The 15,680-nt window shown below is 71.2% G+C and carries 13 protein-coding genes; 2 read left to right on the top strand and 11 right to left on the bottom strand.

From position 1 onward, the window contains the following. Nucleotides 1–8: 8 nt before the first annotated feature. Nucleotides 9–2,396: a glycoside hydrolase family 3 protein gene (locus tag PV646_RS29500; RefSeq protein ID WP_500345550.1), complete on the bottom strand. Its 2,388-nt coding sequence runs from the start codon at nt 2,394–2,396 to the stop codon at nt 9–11. A gap of 142 nt (nt 2,397–2,538) precedes the next feature. Here PV646_RS29500 and PV646_RS29505 point away from each other — a divergent pair, with 142 nt between their 5' ends. Next, complete coding sequence (locus PV646_RS29505; RefSeq protein WP_500345551.1) at nt 2,539–3,240, top strand: AfsR/SARP family transcriptional regulator; 702 nt, start codon at nt 2,539–2,541, stop codon at nt 3,238–3,240. Nucleotides 3,241–3,377: 137 nt separating this feature from the next. Here the strand turns inward: PV646_RS29505 and PV646_RS29510 are convergent, their stop codons facing one another. The 7 genes from PV646_RS29510 to PV646_RS29540 all read right to left on the bottom strand — a co-directional run bounded on the left by PV646_RS29510 (nt 3,378) and on the right by PV646_RS29540 (nt 11,205). Further along, on the bottom strand, nt 3,378–3,860 hold the full coding sequence (locus PV646_RS29510) for a hypothetical protein (RefSeq protein ID WP_500345552.1): 483 nt from the start codon (nt 3,858–3,860) through the stop codon (nt 3,378–3,380). Between the two features lie 93 nt (nt 3,861–3,953). Further along, nucleotides 3,954–6,164 (bottom strand): hypothetical protein, encoded by a 2,211-nt coding sequence (locus PV646_RS29515; RefSeq protein ID WP_500345553.1) that lies wholly within the window; start codon nt 6,162–6,164, stop codon nt 3,954–3,956. A 101-nt stretch (nt 6,165–6,265) separates the two neighbouring features. Then, nucleotides 6,266–6,820, bottom strand: coding sequence for an FGGY-family carbohydrate kinase (locus PV646_RS29520; RefSeq protein WP_500345554.1), 555 nt, complete (start codon nt 6,818–6,820; stop codon nt 6,266–6,268). Beyond that, entirely contained in the window at nt 6,820–7,392 is a 573-nt protein-coding gene (locus tag PV646_RS29525; RefSeq protein ID WP_500345555.1) for a hypothetical protein, read from the bottom strand. The genes PV646_RS29520 and PV646_RS29525 overlap by 1 nt, the downstream gene beginning before the upstream one ends. Then, entirely contained in the window at nt 7,379–8,974 is a 1,596-nt protein-coding gene (locus PV646_RS29530) for a substrate-binding domain-containing protein (protein WP_500345556.1), read from the bottom strand. Before PV646_RS29530 ends, PV646_RS29525 begins: the two co-directional genes overlap by 14 nt. A gap of 31 nt (nt 8,975–9,005) precedes the next feature. Continuing rightward, complete coding sequence (locus PV646_RS29535) at nt 9,006–10,136, bottom strand: toxic anion resistance protein (protein ID WP_500345557.1); 1,131 nt, start codon at nt 10,134–10,136, stop codon at nt 9,006–9,008. Between the two features lies 1 nt (nt 10,137). Continuing rightward, nucleotides 10,138–11,205: a hypothetical protein gene (locus PV646_RS29540; protein ID WP_500345558.1), complete on the bottom strand. Its 1,068-nt coding sequence runs from the start codon at nt 11,203–11,205 to the stop codon at nt 10,138–10,140. A 170-nt stretch (nt 11,206–11,375) separates the two neighbouring features. Between PV646_RS29540 and PV646_RS29545 the strand changes: the two genes are divergently transcribed. Continuing rightward, complete coding sequence (locus PV646_RS29545) at nt 11,376–11,708, top strand: YciI family protein (protein WP_500345559.1); 333 nt, start codon at nt 11,376–11,378, stop codon at nt 11,706–11,708. Here the strand turns inward: PV646_RS29545 and PV646_RS29550 are convergent. From PV646_RS29550 to PV646_RS29560, 3 genes are all read right to left on the bottom strand, one after another. After that, entirely contained in the window at nt 11,694–12,077 is a 384-nt protein-coding gene (locus PV646_RS29550) for a VOC family protein (protein ID WP_500345560.1), read from the bottom strand. The two genes, PV646_RS29545 and PV646_RS29550, sit on opposite strands and share 15 nt — an antisense overlap. A gap of 49 nt (nt 12,078–12,126) precedes the next feature. Beyond that, nucleotides 12,127–13,749 (bottom strand): ABC transporter ATP-binding protein, encoded by a 1,623-nt coding sequence (locus tag PV646_RS29555; RefSeq protein WP_500345864.1) that lies wholly within the window; start codon nt 13,747–13,749, stop codon nt 12,127–12,129. 65 nt (nt 13,750–13,814) lie between these two features. After that, complete coding sequence (locus PV646_RS29560) at nt 13,815–15,638, bottom strand: ABC transporter ATP-binding protein (RefSeq protein WP_500345561.1); 1,824 nt, start codon at nt 15,636–15,638, stop codon at nt 13,815–13,817. Between the last annotated feature and the right edge of the window lie 42 nt (nt 15,639–15,680).

The raw sequence follows: 15,680 nt of genomic DNA on the forward strand, positions 1-15,680 counted from the left end.
GCGTCACCTCACTCCTGATCAGCGGGCAGGGTAACGCGGATGTCGCCGAGGCCGCGGGCGATCACCACGTCACCGGTGACCGGGTGCCAGCCGTCCGACCACGCTCGTTGAGCCCTCGGGTCGCACCGCACCTCGACTCGTGCGGTCTCGCCCGCGGGGACCTCGACGGTGGCCCAGCCGACGAGACGGGTCGTCTCGCGTGCCGGGACCTCGCTGCTCGACGGCTCGACGAGACGGACCGTCTCGTCTCGCGGCCGCAGGTAGACCTGGACGACCTCCTTGCCGGCCCGATCACCGGTGTTGGTGACCTCGACCGACACCGTGCCGACCACGCCGTCCACGCCGTCCACACCGTCCGCCGAGGACCGGGTGGCGGCGCCGTACTCCCAGGTCGTGTACCCGAGGCCGTGGCCGAACCAGAACAACGGCTCGCTCGCACCCCGGTAACCGAAGGCGGACCCCTCGGCGTACACCAGCTCACCATCGACGGGGACCAGGTTCAACGCATCGGCATCGGCGCGCGGGAACGTCGTCACGAGGCGCCCGGCCGGTTCGATGTGGCCGAGCAACGCGGCCGCGACGGCGTCACCGGCCTCCTGGCCGGGCAGCCCCGCCCACAGCACGGCGTCGACCTGGGCGAGCCACGGCATGAGCACCGGTGTCGCGGCGTTCACCACGACGACGGTGCGTTTCGCGGCCGCCGCCACCGCCGCGACCAGTGCGTCCTGCTCTCCTGGCAGTGCGAGCGTGGTCTTGTCGAAGCCCTCGGTCTCCTGTTCCTCGGTGAGCCCGACGACCACGACCGCCACGTCGGCGTCGCGTGCGGCCCGCACCGCGGCGCCGATCGCGTCGGCGGGGGCGCGGGGGACCGGCTGAGTGATCAGGCCGACCAGTGCGCTGGCCTCGCGCACGCGGGCCGTGATCCGGTCTCCCGGCGACATCAGCACCTCGGCCGTCCAGTGCGGCGGCTTGAGCAGGGCCTCTTCGACGATGCCGTTGGCCCAGGCCAGAAGTGTGGCGTGCTGCCGTCCGGCGACGTCGATCGTCCAGTCGCCGAAGCCGCGCACGCCGATCAGCATCCGCGTCGGCTCGTCCAGCACGACCTCGCCGGACACCTCGATCGACGCCGCGCCCTGCGCCCAGCCGCCGTACGCCGCCAGTTCGGCGATCTCCATGTCCCGGGTCGCCAGCACCTCGTCGTTCGCGTCGTACGTCGTGGCGCGGATGTTCGTCAGCACCCCGGGACCGGGCGCGGCGTACCGGAGCCGGACCTCCACACCGTCCACAACGGACACCGCTGCGCCCGGTTGCGAGGTCAGGCCGTCCGCGATGCTGACGACGTGCGGCGGCCGCACTCCCGCCGAACCACCGCCCTGCGCCACCGTGTCGATCGCGTGGCGGCCGATCAGGGCGACCTTCGAGGGCTGGAGGGGGAGCACTCCGGAGTTCTTCAGCACGGTCATGCCGCCCGCCGCGAACCGCCGCAGCTGCTCTCGACGTACCGGGCTGTCCGGGGCCGGCAGGTCTTTCGGCCAGGCGCGCTCGGGGAACGCTCCCGTCCGGGACGCGAGGAGCAGCAGCCGGGCCAGGTGGTCGTCGATGACCGACTCCGCGACCTCGCCCGCCTCCACGGCGGCGACCAGCTCGTCCTCCCACGGTCCGCCGGGGCCGGGCATCGCCAGGTCGAGGCCGCCGTTCGCGCTCTCGGCGGTGGACTTCGTGGCGAACCAGTCCGACATGACCAGCCCGTCGAACCCCCACTCGCCCTTCAGCACACCCTCGACCAGTTCGGTGTGCTCGGTCGCCGGGATGCCGTTGACGTTGTTGTACGCGGCCATGATCGCCCACGGCGCGGAGTCCTCGACCACGATCTCGAACGGCAGCAGGTAGACCTCGCGCAAGGTCTTCTCGTCGACCACCATGCTCGCCGTACGTCGTTCGGTCTCGGACTCGTTGGCCACGTAGTGCTTCGGTGTCGCCGCGATCCCCTTGTCCTGCAAGCCTCGCACGTAGGCGGCCGCGATCACGCCGGTCAGCAGCGGATCCTCGCTGTAGGCCTCGAACAGCCGGCCGCCGAGCGCGGTGCGGTGCAGGTTGATCGTCGGACCGAGCACGACGTGGACCTGTTGTGCCGCCGCCTCGTCCGCCAGCACCTCGCCGACCTCGCGCGCCAGCGCCACGTCCCAGTGCTGGGCGAGCAACGTCGCGTTCGGCAGCACGCACGCGATCGTGCCGCCCCTGAGCTCGGCGCCGCGGACACCGGTCGGACCGTCGGACAGCTTCAGCGACGCCAGCCCGATCTCCGGCTCCGAGTGCAGCGCGAACAGCGCGGAACCGGTCAGCAGCCGGACCTTCCGAGCCAGGTCGAGCCGGGCGATCGCCTTGTCGATGTCCATGCCGTCGAGCACACCAGAACCACCGACCGAGTACTCGGTCGGTATATCAGGCTGTTACCACTAGGTTATCTTGCCGTGATGTGACGCCGCGCGGCACACCCGTGGCACGCCTCTTCTTGTGTCCAAGGGGAGGGGAATGGTGATGAAGATCGAGGTGCGGCTCCTCGGGCCGCTGGAAGTGCGCGGGCCGGACGGGCCGGTGCACTTCACCGGGGCGCGGCGGCGGGCCGTGTTCGCGTTGCTGGCGTTGAGAACCGGCCGGCTGGTGTCGAGATCCGCGCTGGTCGACGGCCTGTGGGGTGAGGACGTGCCGCCCACCGGCACCAAGACGCTGCAAGGTCACGTGGCCAAGGTCCGCCGGGCGCTGGAACTGGCCGGCGCCGACGGCGTGGTGCTCACACGCGAACCCGGTTACCTGCTCGACGTCACGCAGGTCGTGGTCGACGTTGAAGAGTTCGACGAACACCTGCGGCGCGGCCGGTACGCGGAGGCGCTCGCGCTGCACCGGGGTGAACCGCTGGCGGACTGCCCGGTCGAGGGCTGGGCGTTCGCGGAGATCGCGCGGTTGCGGGAGGCACTGGCGTTCGCGGAGGAGAACCACGCGGCCGGGTTGTGCCTGGACGGCCGGTTCGCCGAGGCGATCGCGCAACTGGAGCGGCTGGTCGCGCTCTACCCGTTGCGGGAGTCGTTGTGGGAACTGCTGATGGAGGCGCAGCACCGGGCGGGGCGGGCCGGTGACGCGCTGCGGACCTACCAGCGGGTGCGGGCTCTGCTGGTGGAGGAGTTCGGGATGGAGCCGGGGTCCGCGTTGCGCCGCAGGGAGGCGGCCGTGCTGGCGGGGTAGGGGGTGCACCGCGACCCGTGTCGGGGGTTCGGGTCGCGGTGCCGGTCGTGTGCCCGGCCGATGCTCCTCCCTCTACGAGCACCGGCCGGGCACACGACCACGGCTCGCCCTGGGGGGTGCGAGCCGCGGTCGGTCCCCTAGAAGGGGCTCTGGAGCACGCCCGACGTGAAGGTCCTCGTCGAGGTGCGCTGGTCGAACAGGCGGACGCGGGCGTAGAGCTCGTCGGCGCCGTCCGAGTCCTCGTCGAGTGCCGCGTACGGCACGTTGATGTCGAACTCGGCGCCCAGGCCACCAGGACCCGCGGCGACCCAGGTGAGCGGGATCCGGAACTCCGCGTTGTCGAACCAGTCGTCGCCCATCGCCCACGCGTCGACCGGATCCCCCGGCTGGTCGATGATCAGCTGTGCGTCGCCCTGCGACATCGTGATGTCGATGCCCACGTGGACGTGGTACTGGTCGCTGCCGATCTTGTCGATCGAGAAGCAGATGACGTGCAGGCTCCCGGAACTGCACTTCTGCTTTGCCTCGGCGACCCCCGTCGTCATGGCCAGGATGCCGAGTGCCGCGAGCGTCATCGCGCCCAAGCGCTTGAGGCGCGGCAGTGTCTTCTCCTTGTCCATCGGTCTCCCTCTTACCCCTCGGGCGCCCCCTCGGCGCCCCCCGTGCACTCCAGGGTGAGCAGCGGTGGTGGTGAGACGGCGGCCGTGTGGTGGTCAAGATCCAACGGGGTGGTACGAACAGCGGTAGCCCGTCGTCACCGCGTCGCGCAGGGCGTCCGCCGCGGCCGGCTCCGTCACCGCGATCGCGTCGATGGCGCGCCGGATCGCTTTGCGCACAGCGGTTCTGGCTCGCTCGGCCGGGCCGGCGAAGTTCCTGCCGCGTCCGCCCATGCCGGTCTCGCGTTCCAGGTGGCTGAGCAACGCCTCCAGCTCGGCTTCCAGCCTGGGGGTCGGGTTGTCGTCGATGCGGGCGCGGAGATCGCGGATCCGGGTGAGGTACGCGGCACGGGCCACGGGGTCCAGCACCGGCTGGTTGCCGCTGTCCTCGCCGCCGACGAGTTCCAGCGCGGCGATCTCGACCCCGGGATCGGCCACGAGGCGGGCCAGGTACCGCATGCCCACCAGGTCCTCGACGCGAATCTCCTTACCGTGGCGGGAAACGATCCACCACGCACTCTCGCGGCGGATCGAGATCCGGCCGGCCAGCCCGTCCCGCGCGCGAGCCCACCCCGCCGCACGGGCGGTCATGTCCATCTCGACGGCGTCGGCGATGGCCACCTCGAACAACTGCCTGCCCGTCTCGCCGCCCACGGTCTGCGCGAGGGTCGCGCGGGCGTAGGCGGTCATGGGTCTGTTGCCCAGCCGGATGTTCGTGGTGACCGCGCGCTCCAGGTGCTCGGTCGCGAGGGCGTCGTCGCCGAACGTCGTGGCGGCGATGCCCAGCAGCAGTTCGGTCGAGCCGAAGCAGACGATCGCGGTGGCCGGCACGACGGGCTGCGAGGCGAACGGTTCGAGCAGGCCGTAGGCCTCCCGGGCTATTTCCGCCTCGCCGAACGCCGCGGCCACGTGCACCACGCAGAACATGCACGTGATCCAGGTGCTGGACAGGGGGACCGCGGTGAGGCCGTTGATCGTCAGCCGGTGCAGGGCCGACCGCGCGCGATCCCGTTGCCCCGCTTCGAGAGCCAGCAACGCGTGCGCGGCCTCGAAGCTGAACTCCAGGTCCGGGAGCGTGGGGGAGTGCGTGACCTGCTCGGCCAGGTCGACCAGTTCGCCGCCGCGCCCCTGCAACCAGCGGATCGCGAACAGGTGCGAGCTGTGGAACGTCTCCGCGTCGACGTCGCCCGCCTCGAGCCCGAGTCGCAGGCACGCCAGCGACTTCTGCTCGGCCTCGGCGAACCGCCCGGCGCGGATCGTCCGCATCACGTCCATGGCGGCGTGGAAGAAGAGCAGCGCCGGATAGCCGGACGCCTGGCGGGCCAGCTCGACCTGCGACCGTTCCGCGTGCGGGTCGCCCAGGCAGAACAGGTCCATCGTGCGCCGGCACAGACCGCTGAGCGTCAGCAGGTCCAGCCCCGCCGCCGACGCCACCGCGATCAGTTCTCCCGTCAGCGCGAGCCGGGCGGCGGTGTGCTCCGGCGACCACAGGGCGTGGTGCGCGAGCGAGAGGGCCTCGGCCAGGGTCAGCTGGTCACCGCAGTTCCTGGCCTGCTCCAGCGCTTCCAGCACGCACTCGGTTTCACGCCGGTCGTAGGCGTGCTCGGCTTCGAGCCGCACGGTCAGGCGGGTGCGCAGGGGTTCCGCGGGACTCGTCGCCAGGGCGTCGCGCAGCCGGGCGATCGCCAGTGCGCGCTCGGCCCTGCCGCGGAACTTGTTGACCCACATGCCGGGCAGCCCGAGAGCGGCCTCCGGATCACCGTCGCGCGCCGCCTGGTCGAGCAGATCCCGTGCCTCGGTGATCCGGCCCTTGGCCAGCACCGCGTGCGCCCGTTCGACGAGACGGACCGTGTCGTCCAGCGCGGTGGTGCCGGTGGAGGTGACGACGAGGACGACGGGGAGGCGGTGGACGCTGCCGGCCACGAGCTGGGTCAGCTGGAACGTCTCCTCCCCGGCCACGTCGACGTCGTCGATCAGGATCAACGCCGGCGCCGCGGAGAGCGCGTCGAGCACTTTCCGGGCGCTCACCTCGGGATCGGCGTCCAGCGCCGACGCGTCACCGCCGAGCCCGGCGAGGATCGCGTGCCACGGCCAGAAAGCGGGTGCGTCCGCGCGGCATCCGACCCAGGTGACGGCAAGCCCGTGTGCGCGGGCCAGTTCCGCCGCCTGGATCAGGTATCGCGTCCGTTCGGCTCCCGCGGGCCTGTTGACCGCGAGGAGCTGACCGGTTCCCCTTTTCGCCCGCTCGAACGCCGATTCCGGCAGCACCACTTCATCCTCGAATGCACTTCCTCCGCCAAGACCCGGCAGAACCTAGCGGAGACCGGGGACCGCCACGTACGCGGTCGACACGCATTTAAGGACGAGGCTCACGGTGCAGGGATACGAAGAGCGGATCGGTGAACGAGGTGATTTTCGAGTGGTCCCGAGCGATCGCCTCGTAAGTGTCGGTCGCGGGCGAAGGAGTGAAGACGTCGGCCGTCGTGACCATGGCCTTGACCGCGCTGTCCCAGTCCGGGTGCACGCCGCTGCCGACCGCCGCGCAGATCGCCGCGCCCAGCCCCCGCCGCGTCGCTCATCCTCGTGCGCCGCACCGGCCGGCCGAACACGTCGGCGAAGGTCTGCATCATCAGGTCGGACCGCGAACCGCCACCGGACACGATCAGCTCGGGGAACTCCCGGCCCAGCGCCTCGGCCATGGACGCGCCGTGCCGCCGCATGGTCAGCGCGATGCCCTCCAGGATCGACCGGTACACGTGGTGGCGGCCCTGCGAGCCGTCGAAGCCCAGCAACGCGCCGCGCCGGTACGGGTGGTCGCGGCGCTGAACGTGTCGGCGCCCAAGGAACGGATCGGCGCGCAGCTGGACAAGCTGGGACGGATCGTGGCCGGTGCGGCGCGCGACCTGTCCGCCGCGCTGGGGCATCAGTCCTGACCGCGATCCTCCAGATAACGGGTGTGGTCGGCCTGGCGCTGGGCGTCGGCCGCGTGGAACCGTTCCGCGGTGCGCACGGCGTCGGCGTGCAGCAAGTCCAGCTGCCGCACCAGTTCCGCGCCCGAACCCCGGGCGGTGGCGTACCACCACGGCAGGTTGAGGTAGGTCTGGACCGACAGCGGCAGGTCGGTGCCCACGAGCCTGGTCACGGCGTGCAGCGCATCGGGGTCGGCGCGCAGCGCGCGGGGACGGTCCAGCATGCCGCGCAACACCTCGGCGATCTCCGCGAACCTCGGCGCGACCTCGTCCGGGACGCGCAGGCCCCGCACCCGTTCGACCAGCGAGTCGAGCCCGGACCGCAGCGCGCCGGCCTCCTCCTCCGGGTCGGTCACCAGGATGATCCGCTCGGGTGGCGCGGCCAGGGCGCCCACGACGTAGAGACCGGCGACGACCACGATCCAGTACGACCCGGCCAGACCGGCGAAGTGCAGGCCCAGGCCGATGAGACCGCCCGTGCACCCGGCCAGGTTCTTCCAGGAGCCCAGGTACCTACTGATAACCACGGATCTCCTTGAAGGCGGCGGACAGCGAGCGGCTGCGGGCGTCGAACACCTTGCCGCCGCTCATCTTCGCCACCTGCTCCATCTCGGCCGTGGCGCTCTCGCCGAACAGCACCGGGAAGATCGGGACGCTCTTCAGGTTCGGCGGGAGACCCTGGTGGAACAGCTGGAAGTCGGTCACGTCCTCGCTGCCGGTGTTCTCGCCGTCGGTCATCAGCACGATCGACGTGAACCGGTCGGGATCGGCGTCGATCTGCCGGCGCAGCACGTCGTAACCGCCGCGCAGGCTGCTGTAGATCGCCGTGCCCCCGGCCGCGCCGAGTGACTCGGCGGTGGCGCGGATCTGGTCGAGCACCGGCTGCGGGGCGTCCTGCGGCACCTCGTACGCCAACGCCGGCCGCGCGCTGCTGTTGAACGGCAGCAACGTGACCTGCTCGCGGCCGTGGAACCGGCTGAACTTCCCGGCGAGCGAGGAGTCGGCACCGGTCAGCCCCGTGAGGGCCTGGCGCAGGCCGTCGATCCGGTCGCCCTGCATCGAGCCGGACGTGTCGAGCACGTAGAGCGTGCGGGACGGGCGGCGCAGCCGGTCGAAGTACGTGGTGATCAGACCGTCCACAGCGGACTGGCTGCCGGGAAAGGGGAGTTCCACGAGGTCCTTGGTGGCGAACTCGCCGTCGAGCGGCACCTGCGGCACCGCGGGACGGCGGTGCGTGGTCTCCATGATCTTTCGCTGGACGTCCGCGCTCCTGAGGTGGTCGGAGAGCTTCTGGTGCGCCTCGCGGGCTTCCGAGGACGCCGACGTGAGCAGCGTGAGCGGGTAGTCCGCGGTCACCACCCCGTCGCTCGGGTAGACCAGCGTCAGCGGGTCGGGCGACGACAACAGCACCGACTCGTAGTTGATCAGACCGTCCACTGTGGCACTGGGATCCTTGGCACGCCGCGTGTAGGCCTCCGACAGCCAGCCGGACGAACCCGCCGACAGCGTCTGCGCCGAGAAGAACTGCTGGAGCTGCGGCGCGACCGCGTTGATCCGGTTCGCGTCCAGCGCCGAGCCCGACCCGGACAACGCCGCCGCGACGCCGACCAGTGCCGAGAAGCCGGAGTTGGAGGCGGACGGGTCGGTCATGCCGTAGGTGAACTTCCGCGCGCCCGCGGCTTCGGCGATCTCCGCCCACCCGACCCGTTTCGTGTCCCAGCCCAGTTCCTTCACCTTCGCGGCGGGCAACCCGAGCACGACGGGGGAGGACATGACCTTCGTCGGTGTGCCGAGGCGCTTCTGGGCCTCCGGAACGAGTTCGAGGTAGCGGTTGGAAGAGAACCAGACGGCGTCGAAGCCCTGTTCGGCGGCGCCGCTCGCGACCTTCTCGGCGCCCTCGATGGTGCCGGTGAAGCTGAACTTCACGGAGATGCCGGTGGCACGCGCGGCCTCGTCGAGGATCGGTTGCAGGTCGGCGAGTTCGCTGCCCGCGAGGACGCGGAGGGTGCCGGGGGTGGCGTCGCCGACGGGTCTGGCGGGGTCGGCTTCGTCGGAACATCCCGCCAGCAGCGCCAGTGCGGCGGCCGCGGGGAGGAGGCGGCGGATCATGCGGGCTCCTTGGTGGGGCGGTGGCGGCGGTTCACGACTGCTCCCCGGTCTCCCGCACACGGCTCAGGTGGTCGTGGGCGCGGCGGATCTCGGCGTCGAGCGCGGACACCGTGCTCGACATCGAGTCGGCCGCGCGGGCCTTGAACGTGTCGACGGCGTCGATCGCCGCGTAGATCTGGTCGAACGAGGTCCGCACGGCGTCGACGCCGACGGCGGGTTCGGTGGCGAGGCGCTCGATGTCCTTGCCCTGCAACGACATCAGCGCGGCGTTCGAGCGCAGCAGTGAGTCGGTCAGGCCTCGCACGGCGTCGACCTGGTCGATCACCTCGCGTTGCCCGGCCAGTGCCGCCGCGACGGTCACGCCGATCCGCAACGCCGTGACGGTCGTGCTCACCGCCCGTTCGACGCCCTTGATCAGCTCGTCGTTGGTGCGGCGCACGACGTCCAGCGCCAGATAGCCCTGCGCGCACACCGCGAGCTGGGTCAGCAGGTCCTGATGCCGTTGCCGCAGAACGAAGAGCACGTCGGCGCGCAACGCCTGCGCGCGCTCGGGTTCGGCCAGGTCGAGGATCGCGACCTGCCGTTCGACGGCCTCGTCCATCTCGGCGGCGAGCGCGGCGTCCCGGGACAGCGCTGTCATCACGTCCCACAGGCGCTGCCGCTCGCCCTTGATGGCGGCGTTGTCACGCCTCAGCGCGTCCTGGCCGGACCGCAGCTTCAGCACGATCCGGTTGAGCGGCTCGTCGGCCGCGCGCAACCGGGCCAGCAGCCCGCGCGCCGCGTTGCCTCCCGGCAGGAACCCGAGGATCTTGCGGCCGGTCAGCCTGCTCAAGTCCTGCGGATCGAGTTCGCGCACCGACCGCCGCAGCTCGGTCAGGCTCGTCGAGACCGGGACGGGCGACGAGACGGACGCGAGCGTGCGGTCGAGCAACCGGCCCGCGATCTGCGCCGCCACCCGCATCTCGGCCTCACCGAGCACCAGCGCGTCGTCCACGATCCGGCCGAAGTCCGGCGACCGCGGGTCGACGGTGCCCAGGGCCGCGACGAACTCCTCGGCGCGCGAGGACAACTCCGTCCGATCGGTGACGGGGATCAGGCCGGCGACGCGGTCGACCGGTACGGGCTCGACGGGGTCGGGCGGCGTCAGCACGAAGTCGGTCATGTCAGTACTGCTTCGCGATCGCCTCGAGCATCCGCTCCAGCGTCTCGTGCGCGGGCGGTTCGACCACGTCCACGATCGTCTGAGGCACCGGCAGGTTCTTCTCCTTGACGACGGCGTCGAAGTGCTGGGGATCAGCGGTGCGGAACCCGAACGTCGCCGCGAGCCTCCCGAGTTCGGCGTCGCCCTGCAGCAACTGCCCGACCCGATCACCGTTCTCGCGCAACGGCACCAGGGTGTGCTTGGACAACACCGTCGGCGCCGGGTACAGCAGCTTCATGTCCGGCCGGATCGAGGAGTCGCCGCGCACCACCCGGTCCACGAACTGCGCTTCGTAAGCCAGCACCAGCGGCGTCTTGCCCATGCCCGCGGACAGGTAGTCCTCGAACGGCCCCTCGGTGCTGCTCTGCGTGTATCCCTGGTCCAGGAACAACTTCGACACCGCGGGCAACACCTTCGCCTCGCCGTCCGGTGACGTCACCACTCCGTCGTTGGCGACGAACGACGTGATCGCCAGGTACATCGCCGCCGAGTTCGAGTCACGCGGATCGGTCGTGGTGACGAGCAGGTTCTTGCGCGCGGGATAGGCCGTGTTGCCCGGCAACTGGTCCCACCGCGTGCCCTTGGCCGCGAGCGCCAGGTAGGCCTGCACGTCGAACGTCGGGTAGCCCGGCCCCGACTTGACCACACCGGCCTTCGTCAGCAGGTCGACGATCGGGTCGAACGTGGCGATGACCATCGGCGACGAGAACGGCGCGTACGTCCGCGCGGCCTTGCGATCGCGCTGGATCTTCTCCGCCGCCGGGGCGCTGGACGGGAACGCGAAGTCGTACGAGTCCAGGTCGGTGGCCGTCGCGATCTGCCGCGACCCGGCCGGATCCACCTCGACCTTCAGCCCGTGCCGCGCGAACACGTCCTTCACCCGCTGGTCGGCGAAGAACGCGAGCTTCTCCGAGCCGATCACCCCGCGCACGGTCTGGAGCTGGGCCTGTCCGCCCTGCCCCAGGACGATCGCGGTCACCACGCCCGCCAGGAGCACCACCGCCAGGCCGATGCCGAGCGTTCTCTTCACTGTCCACCTCTGCCGGAAACCCTGTCGAGGACCAGATCCTTCGTCACTTCGACGCCTTTTCCAGGCGGGTGGAAGCAAGCGGTGAATGAACACTCGGTGAACGCGCCGATGAGTTTCGGCCGCGTCCGGAGTCGGTACCACCGAAGAGACCGGACACCAGGAGGTTCGACGTGAAGTTCGTGACGATCGGCTACGGAGAGCGTGCGGGTTATGACGCCACGGATCAGGCGGTTCGCGACGAAGCGCACGCCCACGACGAACGGTTGCGGGCGGCGGGAGTGGAGATGGGCGTCGCCGGGACACCCGTGCGGGTGCGCAACACCGGTGGCGGCGGAACGAAGGTGGAGGACGGGGCGTTCATGACGTCCGCGCTGCCGATCGCGGGGTTCGCGATCGTTGAAGCCGAGTCGCTGGATGAAGCCGTGCGCATGGTGGCCGGGACTCCCTGCGCGGTCGCGCACGGAGTCGTCGAGGTGTGGCCGCTCGAGTCAGCGCAGGGGTGACCTGTCGCCCACGGACCACTTGTGGCCGAACGGATCCGTGAAGCCACCCTGCCGGTGCGTGCCCCAGGGCATCTCGTGGTTCACGACCGGGGTTCCAGAGGCTCCCGCGGCCACGGCACGGGCGATGAGGCCGTCCGGGTCGTCGACGAACAGTTCGATCCGGACGCTGGTGACCCCACCGGGGCTGGACTCGGCGGGGTTGCCGGGGTTGACCTGGTGGACGAAGAACGGGGCGCCACCGATCTCCAGACGGGCGACGCCACCGAGGTCCCACGACCGCGCGGCACCCAACGCGGTCTGGTACCAGGCGACGGCCGCCTCGGCGTCCGGAACGATCAGCATCACCGAGATCACCGGAGACGTGGACATGGCGCACAGCCTGCCGGATCGGCTCGCGGACCGCCACGGCACCAGAACCTCATCGGGCCACCGCGAGCTGGTAGGCGGAGTCACGGCCGAGCAGGTCGCGGTGCGTGCCCTCGGACGTGACCACGCCGTCGTCCAGCACGACCACCCGGTCGGCCACGTCGAGCAACGCCGGGCTGCTGGTGAGCACGATCGTCGTGCGGCCGCGGCGCAACGTGGTGATGTTGCGGGCGATGAGTTGCTCGGTCACCGCGTCGACCGCCGTCGTCGGGTCGTGCAGCACCAGGATCTCCGGGTTCGCGGCCAGCGCCCGTGCCAGCGACAGGCGTTGCCGCTGCCCGCCGGACAGGTTCGCGCCCCGGTCGCGCACGGCGTAGTCGAGGCCATCGGAGTGCAGGGCGACCACGTCGGTCAGCATCGCGGCGGCGACGGCCTCGTCCACCAACGTGCTGGTGCCCGAGGGATCGACGTTGTCCCGCAACGTTCCCGCGAACACCTCGTGGTGCGACGGGTTGACCAGCAGGTGGGTCCGCACGCTCTCGATCGTCAGCGACGCCAGTTCCTGTTCGCCCACCCGGACGACGCCCGAGTACGAGGCCGGTGGCACGTCGACGGAAAGCACCGCGGCCAGTTCGGCGGCGGCCTGCGGCTGGTACGCGGCGACGGCCACGAACTCGCCGGGCCGCACCGAGAACGTCAGGTCCCGCAACGTTCCGTGCGTGACACCGGAGACGTCGAGGCCGCTGCCCGGCACGACCTCCGCCACACCGGGCGTCATCCGCGCGGGCGCCGCCAGCACCAGCGACATCCGCTCGGCGGAGGCTCGCGCGATCATCACGTACTTGGGCATCTCCGAGAACAGCTTCAGCGGCTCGATCAGGAACTGGGCCAGCCCGACCACCATCACGAGCTGACCGATGGTGATCTCGCCGCGGAACGCCAGCAGGCCCGCCCACAGCGTCACCGCCGCCGCCAGCACCGAGTTCAGCGCCAGCCCCAGCCCGGCGTAGACGCCGTTGACCCGCGCCACGACGATCGACTGCCGCTTCGCCTCGGTGCTCACCCGGCGGTAGGCCTGGAAAGCGGCGTAGCTGCCGCCGAACCCGTGCAGCGGCCTCAGCCCGGCGATCAGGTCGGACACCTTCGCCCCGGCCCGCGCGACCTTCGCCTGCTGCGCCTGGGTGCTCGTGCCGATCCGCCGTGACATCACGCTCAGCACGCCGAGGATCGCCGCCGTGCCGGCGAACACCAGCACTCCCAGGGGCACGCTGATCACCGCCAGCACGACACCCGTGATGACCACCGACACCAGCGAGCTGATCAGCAGCGGCACCACCTCGATGATGGCCGCGGTCTGGTCGGCGTCCTCGGTGGCGACGGTGAGGACCTCGCCGGACTTCAGGTCGACCTCGCGCGCCACCGGCTGCAGGCCGCGGTCCGCGACCTCGACCCGCCACCGGTGCGCGTCGGTCAGGGTCGCCTTCTGCAGGATCCGCGCGCCGAACCGCCACGAGTACGACACCGCGGCCATGACCAGGCCGAGCGCGAGCAACGCCAGTCCGAGCGAGCTGAGCCGCCCGCCGCGCAGCGCGTACTCGACGATCACGCCGAGCAGGATCGGCACGGCGGTCTCGGCGGCCTGGTAGCACCCCATCAGCAGGGTGCCGGCGATCATGGCGCGGCGGTTGCGGCGCAGGGTGGTTCGCAGGATTTCCCCGCCCGTGCGGGCTTCGGTGGTCGTCACCGTGGTGCGCAATCGTTTCGGAGGTGGTGGGGGTGCCTGTCCGCGGTGCCGAATCGCCAAGCGGCCCACAGAGCGGCGTAGCGCCCGTCGCGTGCCACGAGTTCTTCGTGAGTTCCCTGTTCCAGCACGCGACCCCCGTCGAGAACGGCGATCCGGTCCGCGGCGATCGCCTGGGTCAGGCGGTGTGCGACCAGCAGCGTGGTGCGGCCCCGGCAGGCCGCGAGCGCGGCCCGTTCCAGTGCGGCGGCACCCTGGCTGCCCGCCTCGGCCGTCGACTCGTCCAGCACGACGACGGGGGAGCGGCCGAGCACCAGGCGGGCCAGTGCGATCTGGGCGATCTTGGTCGCGTCGAGCCGCTCGCCACCCTCGCCGACGTCGGTCCGCAGGCCGGACGGCAACGCTGCGACCCACGCGTCCGCGCCGACGGTGCGCAGGGCTTCCACCAACTCGTCGTCGGTCGCGTCCGGTGCGGCCAGGCGGAGGTCCTCGGCCAGCGGTCCGGCGAAGACGTGGGCTTCCTGGGTCAGGATGCTGACCAGCGCGCGGGCGCCCGCCTCGTCCAGTTCGGCGAGGTCGGAGGAGCCGATGCGCACGGATCCGGTCAGCGGGGTGCCGGTGCCCGCGACCAGGGCCGCCAGCGTCGTCTTGCCCGCTCCCGTCGCGCCCACCAGCGCGAGGGACGTCCCGGCGGGGATCTCCAGATCGACGTCCCGCAGCACGTCGTGCTCGGAATCGGGGTAGCGGAAGGACAGCCCGCGCACCGAGACGGCAAGCGGTCGTGCGTCCGCGTCGACGGCCACCGCGCTGCGCACGAGTTCGTCGCCGTCGGACTCCGTGAGCACGCCGACCAGTCGCGTCAGCCCGGCGCCGGACTTCTGCGCCTCGTCGAAGAACGCCATGATCAGGCCGAGCGGCACGAACAGCTTGTGGAACAGAAGCGCGGCAACGGAAACCTGCCCCAAAGAGGACTGCCCGCCGGTCACCAGGACATAGCCGACGGCGATGATGAGGCCGAGCCCGATGAACTCGGCGCGGTTCTCCCGGCCGATGAACCGGCCGAAGAAGCGGAAGACGTCGATGCCGATGTCGCGCACCCGCCACGATTCGGCGGTCACCTTGTCCCGGAACGCGTTCTCGAGCCGATAGGCGCGCACGGTCGCGATCCCGTCGAGACCGCTGATCAACGCCTGGGCGCGGTCGGCCTGCGCCTCGGAACGGGCGCGGTAGAGAGGCTGTGACCGGGGCAGGTACCAGCGCAACGCCAGCCAGTACGCCGGAAGCGCGCAGGCGCCGGCCAGACCGAGCCGCCAGTCGAGGCCGACCATGCCGGCGGTCGCGATGACGACGAGCACGACCGCCGAGAAGATCGTCGGGATGGCCGTGCGGAAACCGTGCGAGATGACGGCCACGTCGTCGCCGACGCGCGAGAGCACGTCGCCACGGCCGACCTCCTCGACGCGGGCGCTGGGCATCCCGAGCACCGCCCGGACCGCGCCCTCCCGCAGGCGCGCCAGCACGTCCGCCCCGACCCGGCCGACGAGGTAGGTGGAGACCGCGGTCATGACCGCCCCGGCCAGCGCCGAGACGACCGTGGTGATGCCGATCGTCCAGAGGATCGACGCGTCGCGCCCCTGCACGACCCCGTCCACGACGGTGCCCAGCAGGAAGACCGGGACGATCTGCAGCACCGCCCCCGCCACCGTCGCCAGCACGGTGGCGATCGGCGCGGCGGGGGCGGAGCGGCAGTGGTCGAACACCCAGCGGGAAGCCTCCCGCCCGGACGCCGTGCGCAGGATCTTCGCCGGCGTGCTCGTGGTCACGAAGGGAGGCCTCTCGGTGGATCTCGGTGCTGGGCGGAGAAG

The sequence above is a fragment of the Streptomyces sp. ID05-26A genome (assembly GCF_033794685.1).
Taxonomy (GTDB): domain Bacteria; phylum Actinomycetota; class Actinomycetes; order Mycobacteriales; family Pseudonocardiaceae; genus Lentzea.

Bases quoted from the DNA above. Each gene is read 5' to 3' on its own strand.
- PV646_RS29520 (WP_500345554.1), bottom strand. From the start codon at position 6,820: ATGCCCCAGCGCGGCGGACAGGTCGCGCGCCGCACCGGCCACGATCCG.
- PV646_RS29550 (WP_500345560.1), bottom strand. From the start codon at position 12,077: ATGTCCACGTCTCCGGTGATCTCGGTGATGCTGATCGTTCCGGACGCC.
- PV646_RS29505 (WP_500345551.1), top strand. From the start codon at position 2,539: ATGAAGATCGAGGTGCGGCTCCTCGGGCCGCTGGAAGTGCGCGGGCCG.
- PV646_RS29500 (WP_500345550.1), bottom strand. From the start codon at position 2,396: ATGGACATCGACAAGGCGATCGCCCGGCTCGACCTGGCTCGGAAGGTC.
- PV646_RS29510 (WP_500345552.1), bottom strand. From the start codon at position 3,860: ATGGACAAGGAGAAGACACTGCCGCGCCTCAAGCGCTTGGGCGCGATG.
- PV646_RS29535 (WP_500345557.1), bottom strand. From the start codon at position 10,136: ATGACCGACTTCGTGCTGACGCCGCCCGACCCCGTCGAGCCCGTACCG.
- PV646_RS29555 (WP_500345864.1), bottom strand. From the start codon at position 13,749: ATGATCGCCGGCACCCTGCTGATGGGGTGCTACCAGGCCGCCGAGACC.
- PV646_RS29530 (WP_500345556.1), bottom strand. From the start codon at position 8,974: ATGATCCGCCGCCTCCTCCCCGCGGCCGCCGCACTGGCGCTGCTGGCG.